Source organism: Micromonospora haikouensis, from assembly GCF_000876225.1.
GTDB classification, from domain to species: Bacteria; Actinomycetota; Actinomycetes; order Mycobacteriales; family Micromonosporaceae; genus Micromonospora; species Micromonospora haikouensis.
Window position 1 is genome coordinate 1,084,897 of sequence record NZ_JXSX01000002.1, and the last position, 16,955, is coordinate 1,101,851.

Below are 16,955 nucleotides of genomic sequence, written 5' to 3' on the forward strand. Positions count from 1 at the left end.
AGGAGGTACGGATGTTCCGCATGCCCGGCGTGGTGCTCGCCGCCGCGACCCTTGCCCTGGCCACCTGGGCCGGCGCGGCCGGCGCCGCCGCCGCGCCCCCCGCCCCGATGCAGACCCCGGCGCCGCCGATCCCCACCCCGACCGTGGCGTGCCCGCCGGCCCTGCCGATCTGGGGTCAGGTGACGGCGACCACCGCGACGAGCCTGACCATCACCTACACGATGCTGCTCAGCCCGCCCTGCGGCTACGACCCGCCGATGCAGGTCCTCCTCTTCGCCAGCCGCTCCGACGCCGAGCAGTGGCGCAACCCCGCAGCCCAGGCCCTCACCGGGCCCGAGCGCAACGGGACGGTGACCATCGGCGGGCTGACCCCCGGCACCGACTACTGGTTCCGGTTCAGCGAGCCCGACGGCAAGAAGGACCCGTACGTCATCGGCGGGCCCGCCCGCACCACCGACCAGTCGGTGTGCACCGCGACCGCCACCGTCGACAACCGGTGGATCGGCGGCTTCACCGCCACGGTCACCGTGCGCGCCAGCGGCGGCGAACCGGTCCAGGGCTGGCGGGTGTCCTGGCGGTGGCCCGGCGACGAGCGCATCTCGGCGGCCTGGAACGGGGTGGCGGAGACCAGCGGCGCCGACGTCGTCGTCCGCAACGCGTCGTACAACGGCACGCTGGCGCCCGGCGCCTCGACGACGTTCGGGATGATGGTGTGGTCCAGCGGCGCGGCCGGCGTCCCCACGCTGACCTGCGGCCGGTAACCGTCAGCCCGGTCAGTGCTTCAGCCCGGTCAGTGCTTCAGCCCGGTCAGTGCTTCAGTCCGGCTTGGGGGCGAAGGGGCGCCGCCGGGGTTGCCGTAGCTCCCAGTCGGCCGGGCAGAGGTGCGCCCAGGCGCCCGCCACCACCATGTTGATGTCGGGAAGGCCGGTGCCCCAACGCGGTGGGCGGCCCGCGACACGCTGCAGGTAGCGCTCGTAGACGGCGACGAAGTGGTACTGCGGCTCGGTCCGCCACAGCGCGTACGGCTGCTCCCGCATCCAGTCGCAGGCCGCGTCGCCCTCGGCGAGCAGGTCGGCGGCGGGCGGCAGCACCGGCACCGGGGCGTCGCTGTGCGGATCCCCGTACTCCTTGAGGTACGCCAGATAGCCGTCCTCGTCGCGGCGATGGGCGACGTGGACGGCGGCGATGGTGACCGGCGCGGCGAGCACGGCTGCCGCGACCAGGCCGAGGACGACGCGCAGCCGCTTTCGCATGTGGACGAGGCTAGCCCCGGCGGCGCGCATCCCACAGTCCGGTTACGCGGCTGTTGCGCATGGGTGACCATCGATGGGTTAATGCAGGTGCAGCTTAGCCCCGGCGGCGTCGCGCCGCCGGGGCCCTGCGGCGGATGTCGAGGTCGGCGCGGCCGTCCTGAGGGTGGAAGGACGATCGGATGAGAAGAAGCGGACGCCTCCTGTCGCTGGGGTTGGCGCTCATCGTGACGCTGGCGACGCTGGTCGGGCCGGGCACGGCCGCCCAGGCGGCCCCGGTGACCGTCACCAACGGCACCCAGTTCACCGACACCGGCGGCGCGGTGGTGCACGCCCACGGCGGCGGTGTCCTCAAGGTCGGCGACTACTACTACTGGTTCGGCGAGAACCGCAACCCCGACAACACCTTCCGGGCGGTCTCCGTCTACCGCTCCACCGACCTGCGCACCTGGGAGTTCCGCAACAACGTGCTGACCCAGTCGTCGGCCACCGAACTGCAGCGCGCCAACATCGAGCGACCGAAGGTCATCTACAACGCCAGCACCGGCCGGTACGTGATGTGGATGCACAAGGAGAACGGCTCCGACTACAACGAGGCGCGGGCCGCCGTCGCCTCGTCGGCCACCGTGGACGGCAACTACACCTACCACGGCAGCTTCCGGCCGCTCGGACAGCACATGTCCCGCGACATCACGCTCTACAACGACAACGGTACGGCGTACATGATCTCGGCCGCCGACGACAACTACGACCTGAACATCTACCGGCTCACCTCGGACTACCTCAACGTGTCCACCCTCGTGGGCAACTTCTGGGACGGCGCCCACCGTGAGGCGCCCGCCATGTTCAAGCGGGGCAGCACGTACTTCCTGCTGACCTCCGGAGCGACGGGCTGGAGCCCCAACCAGGCGAAGTACGCCACCGCGCCGAGCATCTCCGGGCCGTGGAGCGGCTGGACCGACGTGGGCAACAGCAACACGTTCAGCTCCCAGCCGGCCTACGTGCTGCCCATCCAGGGCACCTCCACCACCAGCTACCTGTACCTGGGCGACCGCTGGGCGGGCGCCTGGGGCGGCCCCGTCGGCGACTCGCAGTACGTCTGGCTGCCGATCACCTTCCCGTCCAGCACCAGCATGAGCCTGACGTGGTACCCGTCCGTCACCATCGACACGGCCACCGGGACGGTCACCGGCAACTCGCCCGCCTTTTACCGCGTCACCGCCCGGCACAGCGGCAAGGTGATGGACGTGGTGGGCTACTCCACGGCCAACAACGCCGAGGTCAAGCAGTACACCTGGAACGGCGGCGGCAACCAGAAGTGGGAGTTCCAGGACGCCGGCGGCGGCTACTTCCGCATCGTCAACGCCAACAGCGGCAAGTGCCTCGACGTCGCCAACGCGTCCACCGCCGACGGCGCCAACATCATCCAGTACACCTGCGGCAGCGGCACCAACCAGCAGTGGCAGTGGGCCGCGACCGGCGACTACTTCCAGCTCCGGGCCCGGCACAGCGGCAAGTGCCTCGACGTGGTCAACGCCGGCACCGGCGACAGCGTGGACATCCAGCAGTACGCCTGCAACGGCGGCACCAACCAGCAGTGGTCGCGTACGGAGTCCTGACGACGACCCCGGCAGCCGGGAACGCCGTGGTCTGTCAGCATCGGCGGATGCCAGTGCGGGAACGGCCGGTGGTGATCGCGGTATGCGGGTGCCCGGGCGCCGGGAAGACGACCGTCGCCTCCGCGACGGCCGGTCACCTCGGCATCCCGTTCCTGACCCGCGACGCGATCAAGACCGGTCTCGCCCTGTCCTCCGCCTCCGTCGGCGAGGACGGTCGGGTACGGCTCGCCGGGGACTTCCACGTCGCCGGTGGTCCCGTCAGCCTCCGGGCCGAAGCCGTGATGGTCGGCGCGGCCCGGCTGCTTGCCGCCTCCGGGGTGAGCCTCGTCGTCGAGTCCTCGGTGCTGTCCCACGACCTGCTGCGCGCGCTGCTCGCGGGTGGCAGCCGCGTGCTGGCCGTGCACGTCGTCGCCCGGGAGGCGGTCATCGGCCGGCGGCTAGTTGCTCGGGCGGCCGGGGGCGGGGCAATCGACCAGCAACTTCTCTCCCTGTTCCAGCAGGGCGAAATGAGGCGGTCGATCTTCGCGCCGCCGGAGGGCGTCGACGCCGTCGTCGAAGTCGACACGTCGGACGACGCGGCTCCGGCCATCGAGAGGGTCGTAGCAGCGGTCGTCGCCCTGCTCGGGCCACCGCGAACGGGCAGCGGTCCGCCGACCGGGCCGGCAACGAACCGGGACCCGGAGCCCGTAACGAGGGAACAGTGACCGGCCCGGGTTCAGGGAGAACCACTCCTGAATCGGGGCCGGAGGGTGTGGAGCGGGCGACGGGAATCGAACCCGCACCGTCAGTTTGGAAGATCGTTCTCGGCTGTCATGATCTGCCCGGATCGCCTGGTCAGCCGCTGGGTCGTGGTGCCCGATCATGACCGCTGGGGACCGTCTGGGACACCGGCTACTGGCACGTGGCTGGCACGGCTGTGGAGTGGGCGTGCGGCTGTCCGGCGGCGTGCGGCTTACCGCCCCCGGCCCGAGAGGCCGGGGGCGGATTGCCCTGTCGCCGGCTCCCCGCGCGCCCGGACCCCGGTACGCGGTGGCAAGCCGCGAAGCGGCGCGGCAGCCGATCGCCCCAACCTCGGCGGTGGATGACCGCCCCGCGATCGTCACGACCGCAAGTCGCTGGTCAGTCGCCATGCGGACAGTTTCGATGTCCGGTCTCCGGTACGGTCCCGCAGTGGACCTTCGATCCCGGCGAGCCGCTACCAGACGAGTAGTAGGCACTGTGTCATTGCTGGCAGGCTTGCTGATCTCCGCGCTCACAGCGCTGACTGACTCGGGGCAGGCCGGCCTATCAGGGCAGGTGGAACTACACGTCCTCGCTGGCCTTCTTGTACTCGTCGGCGCTGGACTGCGCATAGAGGCCGCGATCATTGCTCCCGAGGCGTAGCACGCGGCATGGTTGGCCGCGTGCGGCCGATGCCGGCCGGAGGCCGCCAGCAGGCCAGTGCGCGGCCAACGCGCCGCGCTTGCGCGGCGCCTTGATCCTAATGAGAACAATTCGGCAGCATGCTCGTCAAATGCTCTAGGTGGCACCTTGAGGAAGGTTGTGGAAAATGGGGAGACTGAATGGCTAAGCATTTGGTAAATCTGGATGCGCTCATTAGGCGTGAGGATTTCCGAATCGTCGCACCTGGTGGTGCGTCTGGCCCCTCAAGTCTTACTAACACGATGAAGGTTACGGAGCTTTCCATAGAAAGCTTGACGTACCATGTTCTTCGTAAGCCGGACTTTCAGCGAGAAACCTCAAATTGGACACCAGAAAAGGTGGCTGAGTTAGTTGAGAGCTTCCTAGAAGGAGACCTCATTCCTTCGATTATCCTTTGGCGTTCGCCTGAAAGTGGAAACATCTTCGTCATAGATGGTGCGCATCGCCTAAGTGCATTAGCGGCTTGGGTGAACGATGACTATGGCGACAAGGATATCTCTGTCAAATTCTTTGCCAACAACATCCCGAGAGAGCAAAAAAGGGCGGCGGAAGCGGCACGGCAGGCGGTCGAGGAAAGGGTGGGCACCTACATCTCCTTGGCTTCCGCATTGCGCCACCCCGAAGTGAGCACTGAGAAGCAGATTCGGCTTGCGCGCAATTTGAGCTCGTTTGCCGTCCACCTTCAATGGGTGGTTGGTGAGGCGCGCAAGGCCGAGGATTCATTCTACAGGATTAATCAACACGCGACACCGATTAATCAGACTGAACTTGACATTATTAAGGCGCGGCGAAAGCCCAACGCGATGGCTGCTCGTGCGTTCATCCGCGCTGGCACGGGTCACAAGTACTGGTCCGAATTTGATGCGTCCACCCAAGCGAAAATTGAGAGAATTGCTGAAGAGGTTTATGCGCTAATTTTCAAGCCGGATCTGGAAATGCCGATTAGAAGTGCTGATCTTCCGGCGGGCGGGCAGGGGTACTCGGCGGACAGCTTGAACATGGTTTTCGGGCTCGTGAACTGGGTCAACGGTCTGAAGCCGGAAATGTGGCAGCGCAGTGAGGATCGCAGAAGCGGCGGCAGTGTCGGTTCTGAGGTGCTGCCCGACGATCGGGATGGCAGCGTAACAATCCAATTTATGCAATCCGTATGGAGAGCTGCGAGTCGTATAGCTGGGAATGGTCCAGCGTCGCTGGGCTTCCATCCCGCAGTGTATTTCTACGGATCGACGGGAAGGTTTCAACCCCCTGCCTTTGTTGCTGCGGTAGAGTTCGCACTTGAGCTCGAAAGGCGACGAGATCTGCATAAGTTCACCGATGTGCGATCACGTTTTGAAGATTTCCTGGTCAAGTACAACTATTTCCGAAACCAGTTGTCTAGCGGGTATGGGGGTGGACTCCGACCCCTTTCGCCGATTCTGCAAATGTATCTTACGTTGTTTGAAGCGCTCTCCGCTGGAGAGTCCGACGAAATGGCAATCGTGGCTCAGCTTAGGGCCCATCCCCGGCTGATGTCGCACCTTAAGCCTCAAAGTACGGAAGACCGTAAACATGGCCGGAACTTTTCATCTGAGACGAAGAATACTATTTATCTTAGAACTTATTTAAGCTCTGCCCCGAGTTGTGCACTATGCAAGGCTCGCGTTCCTAAGGGATCTATGTCAATTGACCACAAGATTCGGAAGGAAGATGGCGGTACGGGTGCCCCGGAAAATGGGCAAGTAACACACCCATACTGCAATACTGGCTACAAGGAGAGTGCGCATTCTAGGGTCAGTAGGAAGGTGGATGAAGGTTGAGTGTGTAGTTGGCTACGTCGGGTGAGTCTGGTAATCCGCTTCTTTCTGTGCAGTTACTTGGGTGTCCCGTGTTCTGCGTAGATTGCTTCTGCTCTGGAGCGGGCCATCGCTGCCGTATGGAGTCGGCGGGCAAGCCTGGGCGGCCCGTAGTGATCGAGGACATCAATATCGACGTAGCGCCAATCAGTTAACTCGCCGTCCCCGAAACGGATAGATCGTTCCTGCTCGGGGGTAAGGATGCCACCGTCGAAGACGAAGAGAAGCTTGTCGCCCTCATTGTCGGCGGGTGCCCAGTCGACGACGAGCATGGGGCCAAGGGGCACCGTGAGGCCAAGCTCTTCTCCAATCTCGCGTTTGCATGCCGCCCGAGGGGACTCACCGGGTTCGACATAACCCCCCGGGATGTCCCAGTGGTCTTTGTAGCTGGGACGTACGAGGAGCACTCGGCCCTTAGCGTCGAAGAAGAGGGCGCCTGCGGCGACGCGTGGGGTTGCCACGGGTGGCATCTCGTTGGTCGTCACTTGGGCAGCGTAGAGGGCTGGGGTTCAGTCGAGCACCTTGAGCCGTTGGGCCAGTCCGACCAGCTCAGCGGACGGCTTGCCGCGCTGGCGGCGGATCCAGGTCAAGGCGAGTTGTCGGCTGAGGAAGTGGTGGCGGACCTGCTCGGGTGCCATCTGCTCGGCATCCAGCAGGGCGGCCTGGGCGTCGTCGATGCGGTTCCACGAGCTGTAGGCGCGGGCGACTTCGAGGGCGTGCCGTACCCGACGTTCCATCGGTAGGCCGGCCGTGTCGACACGGGGGCCGAGGTCGATGGCGACTTGCAGGTCTCCCAGCTCGGCGGCGGTGGCGACGCGGTGGATGGCCACGTTGGTCGGCCCGAACGCGGTCCAGAGGTGGTTGGCGTCGGCTCCGAGTTGACCGGCGGCCTGGTCGGCGGCGGCGAGGAAGGTGCGGGTGGTGCCGGCGTCGTTGGCGCGGGCGGCGGCCATCGAGCCGGACAGGAACAAGGTGCCGTAGACGGACAGCAGCGCTGGGGTGGCGTGCTTGAGGTGGGGCTCAAGGTAGCCGGCGGCGTCTTCGGTGAGGCGTACGGCTTCGGTGTAGCGGCCGGTGGCGTGCAGGGCGTGGCCGACGGACCGGAACAGGGAGCCGGTGATGAGCGGGTCGCCGGTGGGGCGGACGGCGGCCAAGCCGCGGTCGGCGGCGATCCACGCCAGGTCGCTCTCTCCGAGCTTGGTGAGCTGGGTCGCGGCAAGCTGGTATGCCAGACCGAGTAGCCGGCGGGCGTGGTCCTGGTCGTCGCCGTCGTGGTGGTCGGCGGCAGCTTGGGCGCGGTCGAGTAGATCGGGCAGGCGGCCGGTGACGTACCCGAATCGGGAGTCCTGGTAGGCGTCCCAGAGTGCGCCTACCTCGTTCTTCAGCGCGGCGATGCTCGATGGTTCCGCACCCGTGCCGCCGCCGAACGGGCCGAGGGCGCGGTAGTTCATCAGGGCGGCGCGTAGGGCGGGGACGGTGGCGGTGCCGCTGTCGCTGGTCCAGTCGAGCAGTGAGGGTTCGCCGAGCAGGTCGCCGAGCGTCACGTCCAAGACTTCGGCGAGTGACTTGATGACGGACAGCCGGTCCAGCTCGATCCGGTTGTTCTCGACTTTCCCCAACCAGTCGGCGGTACGGCCGATGAGTCCGGCTAGGACTTCCTGGGACAGGCCACGTCGGTAGCGGTACCAGGCGACGCGCTCACCGATCGTCAGGTTGTGGGTTCTCCCGCGCACCGGTTCACCATCTCCCCTCGGTCGGCTGCGACCCCGGAAGGATTTTCCGGGTCGTTGGGCGGTTCGTGCCACAACCTGTCTTCATGACGGGGCTGAACGTATCGACCAACTGCCAATCCTGCTCGGGTGCGGGCTGGAAGTACACCGTTGCCCGCACCGCCATTCGGGGGATGGTGCAGGGGGCGGAGCGAACTCGTTCCCTGGCCCGGCGGTCCTGCCTGGACTGTGCGGGTTCCGGTCGTTCGGCGGCGTGCTGAGGCTGGCCCGGGGTGGGTGCTGGCGTGGGGCCGCGACCCGAACGACGGCCTGTGAATGGCCTGCCCGCCCCGGTGCCTCGCACGCCTGCGCCTGAGTCGAGTCGGCCGGGTGTGCCGATACCGGGTGACCTGGTGCTGATCGACGGTCGGGCGTCGGTGCAGTTCGGCGGCGACCGGGCGCTGTGGCTGCGGGTCACGTCGGTGGATGAGCGGCCGACGTACTACGGCTGGGTGTGGCTCACCGGTTACGTCATCGATCCAGCCACCCGTAACGCGCTGGCCAAGCGCGAGGTCTTCGCGCAGATCGCCGGCCTCCACATCCAACGACGCAAGCCCGAGAGCGCGCCGTCCCGCATCAACGCGGGTCCGGCGGTGAGGAGACGTGGTGTTTGACATCCGGGTACAGCTCGGCGCGGTGCTGGACATCGACGCGGATGACCGGCTTCTCCCGTCGGACGGGCCGGTGCGGTTGTGGGTGACCGGCGTCCGGCTGGTGGTCAATCGCCCGCCCCATGACGAGTGGATCTGGGTCGAAGGGGTCAAGCTGTCGCCGTCGGGCCGTCGGGGTCCGCAGACGCAGATCCTGGTGCGCGCCAGCAAGCTCCCACCGGAGGGACCGGCCCGGTGAGCGTCTACCTGTCGGGTGCGGCGCGTGATCAGCTTCAGGCGGCGCAGGCGCAGCTTGACCGACATACGCCGTCGAGCGCGGACGGGCGCTGCGTCGGCTGCGGCGAGGACGGTCCGTGCGGGCCGCGTCGGGATGCGTTGCGGGTGTTCGGCCGGTACGGCTGCCTGCCTCGCCGCTGGCCCGGCGCGAGCCAACCCGAGCGGGTGGCGGCGGTGTCTTCGTGGTCGGGGTGGCTGGCTGCTGCGGTGGAGCGGGTGACACCGAACGGCTGACGTGACTTGTCCTGTCAAGCAAACAACTCATAAGCTGCTGAGATTCATGCAGCGTTCATAGGTGGGGTGGCCCGCGATGGCGTACGAGATTCCGACGCCGAAGTACCTGCGCGTGTTGAACACGTTGCGGAAGCGCATCGAGGATGGCGACTACGCGCCCGGTGCGGCGCTGCCGTCGGAGAACCAGCTCTGTACGGAGTTCCGGGTGTCCCGCCCGACGGTGCTCAAGGCATTGGGCATCCTCAAGCAGGACGGCTGGATCGAGTCCCAACAGGGCAAGGGCAGCTTCGTACGCGGCCGGCCCGTGTCCGGTCGCACCTCGCCGGACTACGCCCGTGACGCGGTGGAGCTGGACGAGACGGGGGAGACGGAGATCCTGCACGTCGGGCCGGTGCTCGCCTCGCCGCGCATCGCTGCGGAGTTGAAGATCCCGGAGGGCACGCCCGTGTACGAACGGCGGCGTCGGACGGTGTCCGGTGCGGGGCCTGTGGACCTGGTGGCCACGTTCGTGCCGGTGGACATCGCGGTCGGCACCGAGATCACCAAGCCGGATCCGATCCCGGGTGGCCTGCTCGACCTCATCGCCCGCCACAAGGGCTTACGCGCCGACTACGCCACCGAGCGCATGACCGCCCGCCGGGTGAGCGGGATTGAGGCTGAGGCCCTGGACGTGCCGGCCGACGAGTCGGTGATGAGCGTCGTTATCACCGTTCACCAGGCATCCGGCGATCCGATCATGACGTCGGTGCTGGTGATGCCGGGCAGCCGTCACGAGATCGAGGACACCTACGCGCTGCGCTGAGAGCCATCCGTGTCGGCTTGGCCGGCGGCTCTCAGCGGCACCACCAACCGGCGGCCCGTGTGATCCGCCCGTCTCCCCGGTCGACGCACAGTTCGCTTGTCTTGCGGTCGACCCAGTAGGACTGCCCGGGTTGGATCAGCACGGGCCGGTCCAGGTGGAACCATCGGTCGACGGTGTCCACCAGCGTCAGACGCTCGGCTGTCACCCGCTCTGACATCGGTTCCCCCTCAGGCCGCCCGTCGTGCGCGGGGTCGGCTTTCACATTGTGCAATCGGCTCACATTCGACCTTGCTTGTGCTTACAAGCTGACGTAGCTTGTTAGCTCAACCGGTTGTCAGGAAGACGACTGGTGAGATTAGGAGGCTGTCTACGTGGTTCCGATGACGTTGAAGGTGCCGGTCCCGTCCGAGTACGTGTTCCCCGCCGGGGCGCTCTGCCTGGGTGTCTCGCCGCAGATCGACTTTGAGCGGCGGGGTGAGGCGGACAACCAGGCGCGGGACAAGGACACCGGGGAGCGGGTCTGGGTGGTGCGGGTGATGGACCTGGATCCGGAGGCGGGGAAGTTCGGCCGGTCGACGGAGGTGAAGGTCAAGGTGGTCGCGTCGCAGCAGCCGGTGCCGCCGCCGTCGATGGTGCCGGGGTATCCGCCGGCGGTGGAGTTCGAGGGCCTGACCCTCACCCCTTACGTGGATTCGCAGCGGTGCAAGCCGGGCCGCTCCTCGGGTGATTGCCGTTCCCGGATGGCGTACTCGCTGCGGGCGACGGCGATCCGTCCGGCGTCGGCGGTTCCCGGTGCGGTGGCGGCCTGACCGCCTCTGATTGTGCGCGCGGGGCGGGTCGTTTCCCCGCCAAGAGTCCCGACCCGTCCCGCGCTCTCCCATCCCTCATCTGGTGAAGGAGGGCGTGATGCCCACCGTAGTTCCCCCTGCCCTGATCGCTGCTGCGCCCCTGCTCGTCGGCGCGGCCCTCCTACTCGCCCGAACGCGTTCTCTCCTGGCCGGTCTGCGCCACGCCTACCGGGAGACCGAGGCTGCTCTCCGGTCGGCGCTGCGGTTGCCGCCGCCTTCCGCCCGGGTGTGCGCGATCCGCTGCCCGTGCTGCTTCCGGTGGGTGAAGCCGCGCCGGTTCGACCTGCGCCGCATGTCGTGCCGCTCGTGCGTCTCGACGTTGGCGCGTCCGGGTCGGGGTGGTGACCTGTGCCTCTGATCAACGTGATCCCGGGGGACAAGATCCCCATGGCGCCGATGAACGTGCGTCTTCCGGCGTGGCGGGTTCCGGGTTGGCTGCTGGTGTTCTGGTGGCTCGCCCGGGGCCTGTTCCGCCTCATCATCCTCGCCGCCCGGTACTGGTGGCTCACCGGCCCGGCCGCGCTCGCCCTGTGGATCCGCGCCGAGTTCGGGGGCTTGGCCCTGGCCGGCGTCACCCTGACCGTTGCCGGCGGTTGCGTGGGTTGGTGGCGGTGGCACCCGTCGTCGTGGCTGCGCTTCGGCTGGTACCCCTTGGTCGCCCGTGTCCGGGCGCTGGTGATCTACAGGCGTCGGTGGGCGTCGGTGATGGCCATCTGCGGGCTGGCGACCGCGTTCGCCGGTGACCGGTACGTGCCGCAGCTCCTGCGGGTGCGCTGTGACCGTTACGGCGACGAGCTGACCGTCCGGTTGTTGCCGGGGCAGATCCCGGATGACTGGGGGCAGGCCGCGGAACGCCTCGCCTACGCCTTCCGCCTGCGCACCGGCCAAGCACGCTCCACCGACCGCCCGGATCGGGTGGTGCTGCGTCTCGTGCGCCGCGATCCCCTCGCCGAGGTCGTCGGGCCGTTGCCGGTGGCTGAGGTGCCGGACTTCGACGGGCTCGCCCTCGGCGTCGACGAGAACGGCAACACCTATCGGCTGCGGCTGTCGGGGTCGCATGTGCTGATCGCCGGGGCAACGGGGTCGGGCAAGGGGTCGGTGCTGTGGTCGCTGATCCGCGCCTTGGCCGCCGGTATCCGGTCGGGCCTGGTGGAGGTGTGGGCGTTCGACCCGAAGGGCGGCATGGAGTTGGCGGCGGGGGTGCCGCTGTTCGCCCGGTTCGCCTACGACGACCCCGACAGCATGGCCGGCGTCCTGGAAGAAGCCGTCAAGCGGATGCGGCTGCGGGCGGCCCGGCTGCGCGGGATGACCCGCCAGCACGTGCCGACCCCGGAGGACCCGTTGCTCGTCCTGGTCGTCGACGAGCTGGCGGCGTTGACCGCGTACATCACCGATCGGAAGGTCCGCGACCGGATCAAGGAAGCCCTCGGCCTCCTCCTCTCCCAAGGGCGGGCGGTCGGCGTGCACGTGGTCGCCGCGTTGCAGGACCCGCGCAAGGACGTACTCCCGTTCCGCGACCTGTTCCCCACCCGCATCGGCCTGCGGCTGACCGAACCCGAGCAGGTGGACATGGTCCTCGGCGATGCCGCCCGCGACCGGGGAGCGCTGTGCGACCGCATCCCCGAATCGTCGCCCGGGGTGGGGTTCGTGGTCCTCGACGGCGTCCGCGAACCGGTCCGGGTCCGCTTCGCCTACCTCACCGATGACGACATCCGGCAACTCGGCCACGACTACCGCCACCTCACCGACACCGATCAGGGGGTGAACCCGTGAAGGCTGACACCGAGCGGGTGGAGGGCGTGGTCCTGGTGCTCATCGTCCTCACCGTGGGCGGACTGGCCGGAGCGGCGTCGTTCACCCATGTCCACGACTGGACCATGGCCAACTCCCCCACCGGTACCGGCGACTGGTTCGGCTGGGCCAACGCCGCCATCTCCGAACTCCTGCCCCTGGCGGCGCTGCTGACCATCCGCCGACGCCGTCGCACGGGTGGCCCGGTCGGGTATCCGCTGTTCCTGCTCGTCTGCGCCGTCGCGCTGTCCCTGGCGGCGCAGCTTGCGGTGGCGAAGCCGAGTCTGTCGGGCTGGTTGCTGTCGGCCGTCCCGGCGCTGGCGTTTCTCGGCCTGTCCAAGCTCGTCTTCTCGGTAGCTCCGGCGGTGCCCCTCGTCGACCAGCCGACCGATGCCGCTGACTGGGGCCAGTGGTCACCCGACGACACCGGCACTGAAGACCGGCCGTCCCTGCGCCTCATCGACAACGACCAGGCGGCGACCGCCGAACCGATCCCACCACCGGCAGCACCGGTGCAGCGGCCGGGGCTGGTGCCCGTTCCTGCGGCGGCGTTCGCACCTCGTAACGGCATGCCGTACGGCTCGGAGCGTGACCGGTGAGCCAACAGGAACTCCTGCCCACCGCGACGCCGGCCGAAGTCGAGCGGCCTCGGCCGGGGTCGCGGGCCGATCGGATGCGCAAGCCCCTGGCCAAGGACGCGCTCAAGCAGCTCGCCGAGCAACACGGCGTCTGCGTCCGTCCCCTCGCCCTACGCCGCACCGACACCACCACCGGACTCACCGAAGTCGTCGAAGTCCCCTGCGGCGCGACCCTGGCGGCGAAGTGCAAGCCGTGCGCCGAACGGGGTCGGCGGCTGCGTATCCAGCAGATCCGGGAGGGCTGGCACCTCGCCGACGAACCCGCGATCCGCCCCGACAAGCCCGGTGAAGACGTGCTCGCCCTCGTGCGGGTGCGGGCGCATCTGGAGTTCGAGCGCGAGGCACTCCAGTACCAGCCGATGACCCCCGACGAGCGGGCCGCGCAGGTGGCCGAGATCGATGCCGCGATCGCGGAGCTGGACGAAGCGCTCGGCGAAACTAGCCTGCGCGGGCACCTCACCCCGAAGGATCGCGACGAGCGGCCTCGCCGCAAGCGGTCCACCCGGCGGCGGCAGGACACTCCCGACCTGCCCCGGCTGCCCGTCGACCCGCGCACCGTCGGCCGCGCCTACTCGGGCAGGGAGGGCAAGACCTACCGGCCGTCGATGCTGATCACTCTGACTCTCGGTTCGCACGGTCCTGTTCACTCCCACCTACGCCGGGGCGCGTACGTCGCTCCTTGTGAGTGCGGGCAGCGGCACGGCCCGCATGACGATGTCCTCGGCACGCCCGTCGACCCGGGTAGCTACGACTACCGGCGGGCGGCCCTGGACGCGATCCACTTCGCCCGCGTGCTGGACCGGTGGTGGCAGAACGTCCGGCGGGCCGCCGGCTGGAACGTCCAGTACGCGGGCGCGGTGGAGCTGCAACGCCGGCTTGCACCACACGCGCACTTCGCCATCCGGGGCACCCTCCCGCGCCGGCTGCTCAAGCAGATCGCGGCAGCCACCTACCACCAGGTGTGGTGGCCACCCTTCGACGAGCTGGCCTACCCGGTAGAGAAGCCGCCGGTGTGGGACGTCGACCGGCAGGCGTACGTCGACCCCAAGACGCGGCAGCCGCTGCCCACCTGGGGCGGAGCCCTCGACGCCCTGGAAGAACCCGACAGCCGACCCGCGTACGTCGCCCGCCTCGGCCGGATCGACGCCCGGGGCATCGAGCAGGGCACCCGCGACGCGGAACGCTCCATCCGGTACGTGACGAAGTACGTCACGAAAGACCTGACCGACCAGGCCAAGCCTCGATCCGACGCACAGAAGGCACACTTCGACCGGCTCCACGCCGAACTGTCGATCCTGCCGTGCTCGCCGACGTGCGCCAACTGGCTGCTCTACGGAGTGCAGCCCGACGGCGTCAAGGCCGGCTTGACCCCCGGCCGGTGCACCGGGAAGGTCCACCAACGCTCCACCCTCGGCTTCACCGGCCGCCGCGTCCTCGTCTCCCGCCAATGGTCCGGCAAAACCCTCGCCGACCACCGCGCCGACAACCGCGCCTGGGTACGCGCCATCCTCGCCGGCAGCACGGCCGACACCGAAGAACACGACCAAGCCGACGACGACACGGACGGGTCGAAGCGCTACCGGTTCGAACTCGCCCGCCCCGAAGACCCCGACGTGCCACCCCTAGAACACCGACTCCTGCGCGCGATATCCGCACGCATCCGCTGGCGCGCAGACCTCGACACCGCGCGCCTGCGAACAGGCGCTGCTGTTCCGGCAACCGATCAACCCGCCGCGCTCGCGGCCTGAACCCCTGGGAGGAGCAACCGCATGAATGACGAGCTGTTGACCGCTGACGAGGTCGCCGCTCGCCTCAAGGCAACGCCGCGATTCGTCCGCCGGCTGGTCGCCGAACGACGGATCGCCTTCGTCAAGGTCGGCCGCCTGGTGCGCTTCGAGGCGTCGGCCGTCGCTGCCTACATCGACAGCAACCGGGTCGTGCCGATGACTCGGGCGCACCTGCGTGACTACCTGGGGGAGGTGGCCTGATGGCGGCGAGCAAGGGCCGGCGGCGTTTCGGCAACGTGCGTCGTCTCCCCTCGGGGCGGTACCAGGCGCGGTACGTCGGCCCGGACGGGCTGGAGCGGAAGGCACCGCACACGTTCGAAACCGAGCGCCAAGCGGCCAAGTGGCTGACCGTCGTGGAGTCGGAGATCATCAAGGGGGAGTGGTCGGCCCCGGAGGCGGGGGAGATCAAGCTCGACGGGTACGGCCGGAAGTGGATCGCCGAGCGGAAGCTCCAGCCGCGCACCCGGGAGAACTACGAGGACTTGTTCCGGCTGCACATCGGCCCCCACCTCGGCGCGCTCGCCCTGGGCGCGATCAGGCCGCAGACCATCCGCACCTGGCGTAGGAACCTGCTCGACGGGGGCACGACGGAACCGCAGGCGGTGAAGGCGTACTCACTGCTGCGGGCGATCCTCAACACCGCCGTAAAGGAAGACGAGCTGATTCGGCAGAACCCGTGCCGCATCCTGGGCTATGACCGCTACCACACGCCGGAGCGGCCGGTGGCGACCGTCGCCCAGGTGCTCGCGCTCGCCGAGCGGATGCCGCCCCGGTTCGCCGCGCTGGTGATCGTCGCCGCGTTCTCCGGGCTGCGCTGGGGCGAGCTGGCAGCGCTGCGGCGCTCGGACATCGACCTCACGGCCGGCACGGTCCGCGTCCCGCGCAAGCTGGCGGCGCTGCGTAACCGGATGGAGTTCGGGCCGCCGAAGTCGGAGGCGGGCAACCGTACGGTGACCCTGCCAGCGGCGGCCCGGTCGGCGCTCGCCGCGCACCTGGCCGAATATGTGGGGGAGGGGCCGGAGGAGCTGGTCTTCACGGGGGACAAGGGCGCGGTGCTGCGTTCCGGCAACTTCCGTCGGGCGGTCGGCTGGGCGGCGGCGCTGCGGGCGGCCGGCATGCCGGACGGGTTCCACTTCCACGACCTGCGGCACACGGGCAACAACCTGGCGGCGGCGACCGGGGCCAGCACGCGGGACCTGATGCACCGGATGGGTCACGCGAGCATGCGGGCGGCGCTGGTCTACCAGCACGCGAACAGCGAGCGGGATCGGGAGATCGCGGCCGGCATGGATCGCCGCATCGCCAAGCAGGCGAAGCGGGCGGCGGCACCGGGCAAGGCCAAGTCGACGAAGGGCAAGGCGAAGGGCAGCGACAAGCCGGCGAAGCAAAAGCCGGCCAAGGGCGGGAAGGCCGAGCGACCGGCACGCGAACCGGCCTCGGACGGCACGGCCGGCGCTACTGGCACGCCAATGGCACGCAAGATCAGTAAGGGCTAGAACGAGAGCGGCCCAGGTTCGGCGAATGTGCTGCTGACCTGGGCCGGAGGGTGTGGAGCGGGCGACGGGAATCGAACCCGCACCGTCAGTTTGGAAGACTGAAGCTCTGCCATTGAGCTACGCCCGCGTGCGCCCCGGTGCACGGGGTGCGCCGACAGCCTACCCGGTGCCCCGGTTCGGCGCGCATCCTGTCCGCGCGTGCCCATGATCCACGTCATGCCGGGGAGGTGGCGGTATCCGCACCCCTGGGATACCGCCATGTCGCCGACATGGTGGCGCCGGCCCGCGTCCTGCCCGGCGCCGACCCGCGCAACGCGCGGACGCGGCGCGTCCGGCCCCGGCACCCCTGCCGCGCCTCGACGGCATACACTTCTCGTCGCCACGGGGTGTGGCGCAGCTTGGTAGCGCACTCGCTTTGGGAGCGAGGGGCCGTGGGTTCAAATCCCGCCACCCCGACTGTCGTCCGCGGCCGGGGCACCCCTGGGAGCCGCCGGTTCCCACCTGGTGCCCCGGGCGCTGCCGAGGGGCCGCGTCGGCTCGCCTACACTCGATGGGCTGAATCACGCCCAGACTCAACTGA

At 68.5% G+C, this 16,955-nt stretch carries 18 protein-coding genes and 2 tRNA genes; 15 read left to right on the forward strand and 5 right to left on the reverse strand.

Features of this window, described 5'->3' with window-relative positions; translation table 11 throughout:
• Positions 1 to 11 precede the first annotated feature (11 nt).
• Positions 12 to 761 carry a cellulose binding domain-containing protein gene (locus TK50_RS21535; protein ID WP_043966319.1) on the forward strand — a complete coding sequence of 250 codons (750 nt, stop codon included), beginning with the start codon at positions 12 to 14 and terminating at the stop codon, positions 759 to 761.
• A 54-nt stretch (positions 762 to 815) separates the two neighbouring features.
• Here the strand turns inward: TK50_RS21535 and TK50_RS21540 are convergent, their stop codons facing one another.
• Positions 816 to 1,253, reverse strand: a complete 438-nt coding sequence (locus tag TK50_RS21540) for a hypothetical protein (RefSeq protein ID WP_241774067.1) — start codon at positions 1,251 to 1,253, stop codon at positions 816 to 818.
• A gap of 179 nt (positions 1,254 to 1,432) precedes the next feature.
• Here TK50_RS21540 and TK50_RS21545 point away from each other — a divergent pair, with 179 nt between their 5' ends.
• From TK50_RS21545 to TK50_RS33065, 3 genes are all read left to right on the forward strand, one after another.
• On the forward strand, positions 1,433 to 2,869 hold the full coding sequence (locus TK50_RS21545) for an RICIN domain-containing protein (RefSeq protein WP_043966324.1): 1,437 nt from the start codon (positions 1,433 to 1,435) through the stop codon (positions 2,867 to 2,869).
• A gap of 47 nt (positions 2,870 to 2,916) precedes the next feature.
• A complete protein-coding gene (locus TK50_RS21550) occupies positions 2,917 to 3,573 on the forward strand; it encodes a P-loop nucleotide/nucleoside kinase family protein (protein WP_144420348.1) in 657 nt (218 codons plus the stop codon).
• A gap of 858 nt (positions 3,574 to 4,431) precedes the next feature.
• Complete coding sequence (locus TK50_RS33065) at positions 4,432 to 6,087, forward strand: GmrSD restriction endonuclease domain-containing protein (protein ID WP_082106471.1); 1,656 nt, start codon at positions 4,432 to 4,434, stop codon at positions 6,085 to 6,087.
• A 53-nt stretch (positions 6,088 to 6,140) separates the two neighbouring features.
• Here TK50_RS33065 and TK50_RS33070 read toward each other — a convergent pair whose 3' ends face one another.
• Both TK50_RS33070 and TK50_RS21560 read right to left on the reverse strand, forming a co-directional pair.
• Positions 6,141 to 6,608: an NUDIX domain-containing protein gene (locus TK50_RS33070; protein ID WP_241774068.1), complete on the reverse strand. Its 468-nt coding sequence runs from the start codon at positions 6,606 to 6,608 to the stop codon at positions 6,141 to 6,143.
• 24 nt (positions 6,609 to 6,632) lie between these two features.
• Positions 6,633 to 7,856 carry a helix-turn-helix domain-containing protein gene (locus TK50_RS21560; RefSeq protein ID WP_043966328.1) on the reverse strand — a complete coding sequence of 408 codons (1,224 nt, stop codon included), beginning with the start codon at positions 7,854 to 7,856 and terminating at the stop codon, positions 6,633 to 6,635.
• 389 nt (positions 7,857 to 8,245) lie between these two features.
• On the opposite strand from TK50_RS21560, the gene TK50_RS21565 reads away from it, so the two are divergent.
• From TK50_RS21565 to TK50_RS21575, 4 genes are all read left to right on the forward strand, one after another.
• Positions 8,246 to 8,506 carry a hypothetical protein gene (locus TK50_RS21565; protein WP_241774069.1) on the forward strand — a complete coding sequence of 87 codons (261 nt, stop codon included), beginning with the start codon at positions 8,246 to 8,248 and terminating at the stop codon, positions 8,504 to 8,506.
• A complete protein-coding gene (locus TK50_RS21570; protein WP_043966661.1) occupies positions 8,499 to 8,741 on the forward strand; it encodes a hypothetical protein in 243 nt (80 codons plus the stop codon). Before TK50_RS21565 ends, TK50_RS21570 begins: the two co-directional genes overlap by 8 nt.
• On the forward strand, positions 8,738 to 9,013 hold the full coding sequence (locus TK50_RS33075; RefSeq protein ID WP_241774070.1) for a hypothetical protein: 276 nt from the start codon (positions 8,738 to 8,740) through the stop codon (positions 9,011 to 9,013). Before TK50_RS21570 ends, TK50_RS33075 begins: the two co-directional genes overlap by 4 nt.
• Positions 9,014 to 9,074: 61 nt before the next feature.
• Complete coding sequence (locus TK50_RS21575; RefSeq protein ID WP_241774071.1) at positions 9,075 to 9,815, forward strand: GntR family transcriptional regulator; 741 nt, start codon at positions 9,075 to 9,077, stop codon at positions 9,813 to 9,815.
• A gap of 31 nt (positions 9,816 to 9,846) precedes the next feature.
• On the opposite strand, the gene TK50_RS34195 is transcribed toward TK50_RS21575, so the two are convergent.
• The gene (locus TK50_RS34195; RefSeq protein WP_158499187.1) at positions 9,847 to 10,020 is read right to left on the reverse strand and encodes a hypothetical protein; all 174 of its coding nucleotides are present in this window, start codon (positions 10,018 to 10,020) and stop codon (positions 9,847 to 9,849) included.
• Positions 10,021 to 10,195: 175 nt separating this feature from the next.
• On the opposite strand from TK50_RS34195, the gene TK50_RS21580 reads away from it, so the two are divergent.
• From TK50_RS21580 to TK50_RS21605, 6 genes are all read left to right on the forward strand, one after another.
• Positions 10,196 to 10,624: a hypothetical protein gene (locus TK50_RS21580; RefSeq protein ID WP_241774072.1), complete on the forward strand. Its 429-nt coding sequence runs from the start codon at positions 10,196 to 10,198 to the stop codon at positions 10,622 to 10,624.
• A gap of 435 nt (positions 10,625 to 11,059) precedes the next feature.
• Positions 11,060 to 12,436, forward strand: coding sequence for an FtsK/SpoIIIE domain-containing protein (locus TK50_RS21585; protein WP_241774073.1), 1,377 nt, complete (start codon positions 11,060 to 11,062; stop codon positions 12,434 to 12,436).
• Positions 12,433 to 13,053, forward strand: coding sequence for a hypothetical protein (locus TK50_RS21590; RefSeq protein WP_043966336.1), 621 nt, complete (start codon positions 12,433 to 12,435; stop codon positions 13,051 to 13,053). The genes TK50_RS21585 and TK50_RS21590 overlap by 4 nt, the downstream gene beginning before the upstream one ends.
• A 74-nt stretch (positions 13,054 to 13,127) precedes the next feature.
• Positions 13,128 to 14,840, forward strand: coding sequence for a replication initiator (locus TK50_RS21595; RefSeq protein ID WP_241774074.1), 1,713 nt, complete (start codon positions 13,128 to 13,130; stop codon positions 14,838 to 14,840).
• A gap of 21 nt (positions 14,841 to 14,861) precedes the next feature.
• Positions 14,862 to 15,080 (forward strand): helix-turn-helix domain-containing protein, encoded by a 219-nt coding sequence (locus TK50_RS21600; protein ID WP_018831717.1) that lies wholly within the window; start codon positions 14,862 to 14,864, stop codon positions 15,078 to 15,080.
• Positions 15,080 to 16,375 (forward strand): tyrosine-type recombinase/integrase, encoded by a 1,296-nt coding sequence (locus TK50_RS21605; RefSeq protein ID WP_043966343.1) that lies wholly within the window; start codon positions 15,080 to 15,082, stop codon positions 16,373 to 16,375. Before TK50_RS21600 ends, TK50_RS21605 begins: the two co-directional genes overlap by 1 nt.
• 53 nt (positions 16,376 to 16,428) lie before the next feature.
• Here the strand turns inward: TK50_RS21605 and TK50_RS21610 are convergent.
• Positions 16,429 to 16,502: transfer RNA gene (locus TK50_RS21610), tRNA-Gly, on the reverse strand.
• 255 nt (positions 16,503 to 16,757) lie between these two features.
• Between TK50_RS21610 and TK50_RS21615 the strand changes: the two genes are divergently transcribed.
• A tRNA-Pro gene (locus tag TK50_RS21615) sits at positions 16,758 to 16,831 on the forward strand.
• Positions 16,832 to 16,955 lie beyond the last annotated feature (124 nt).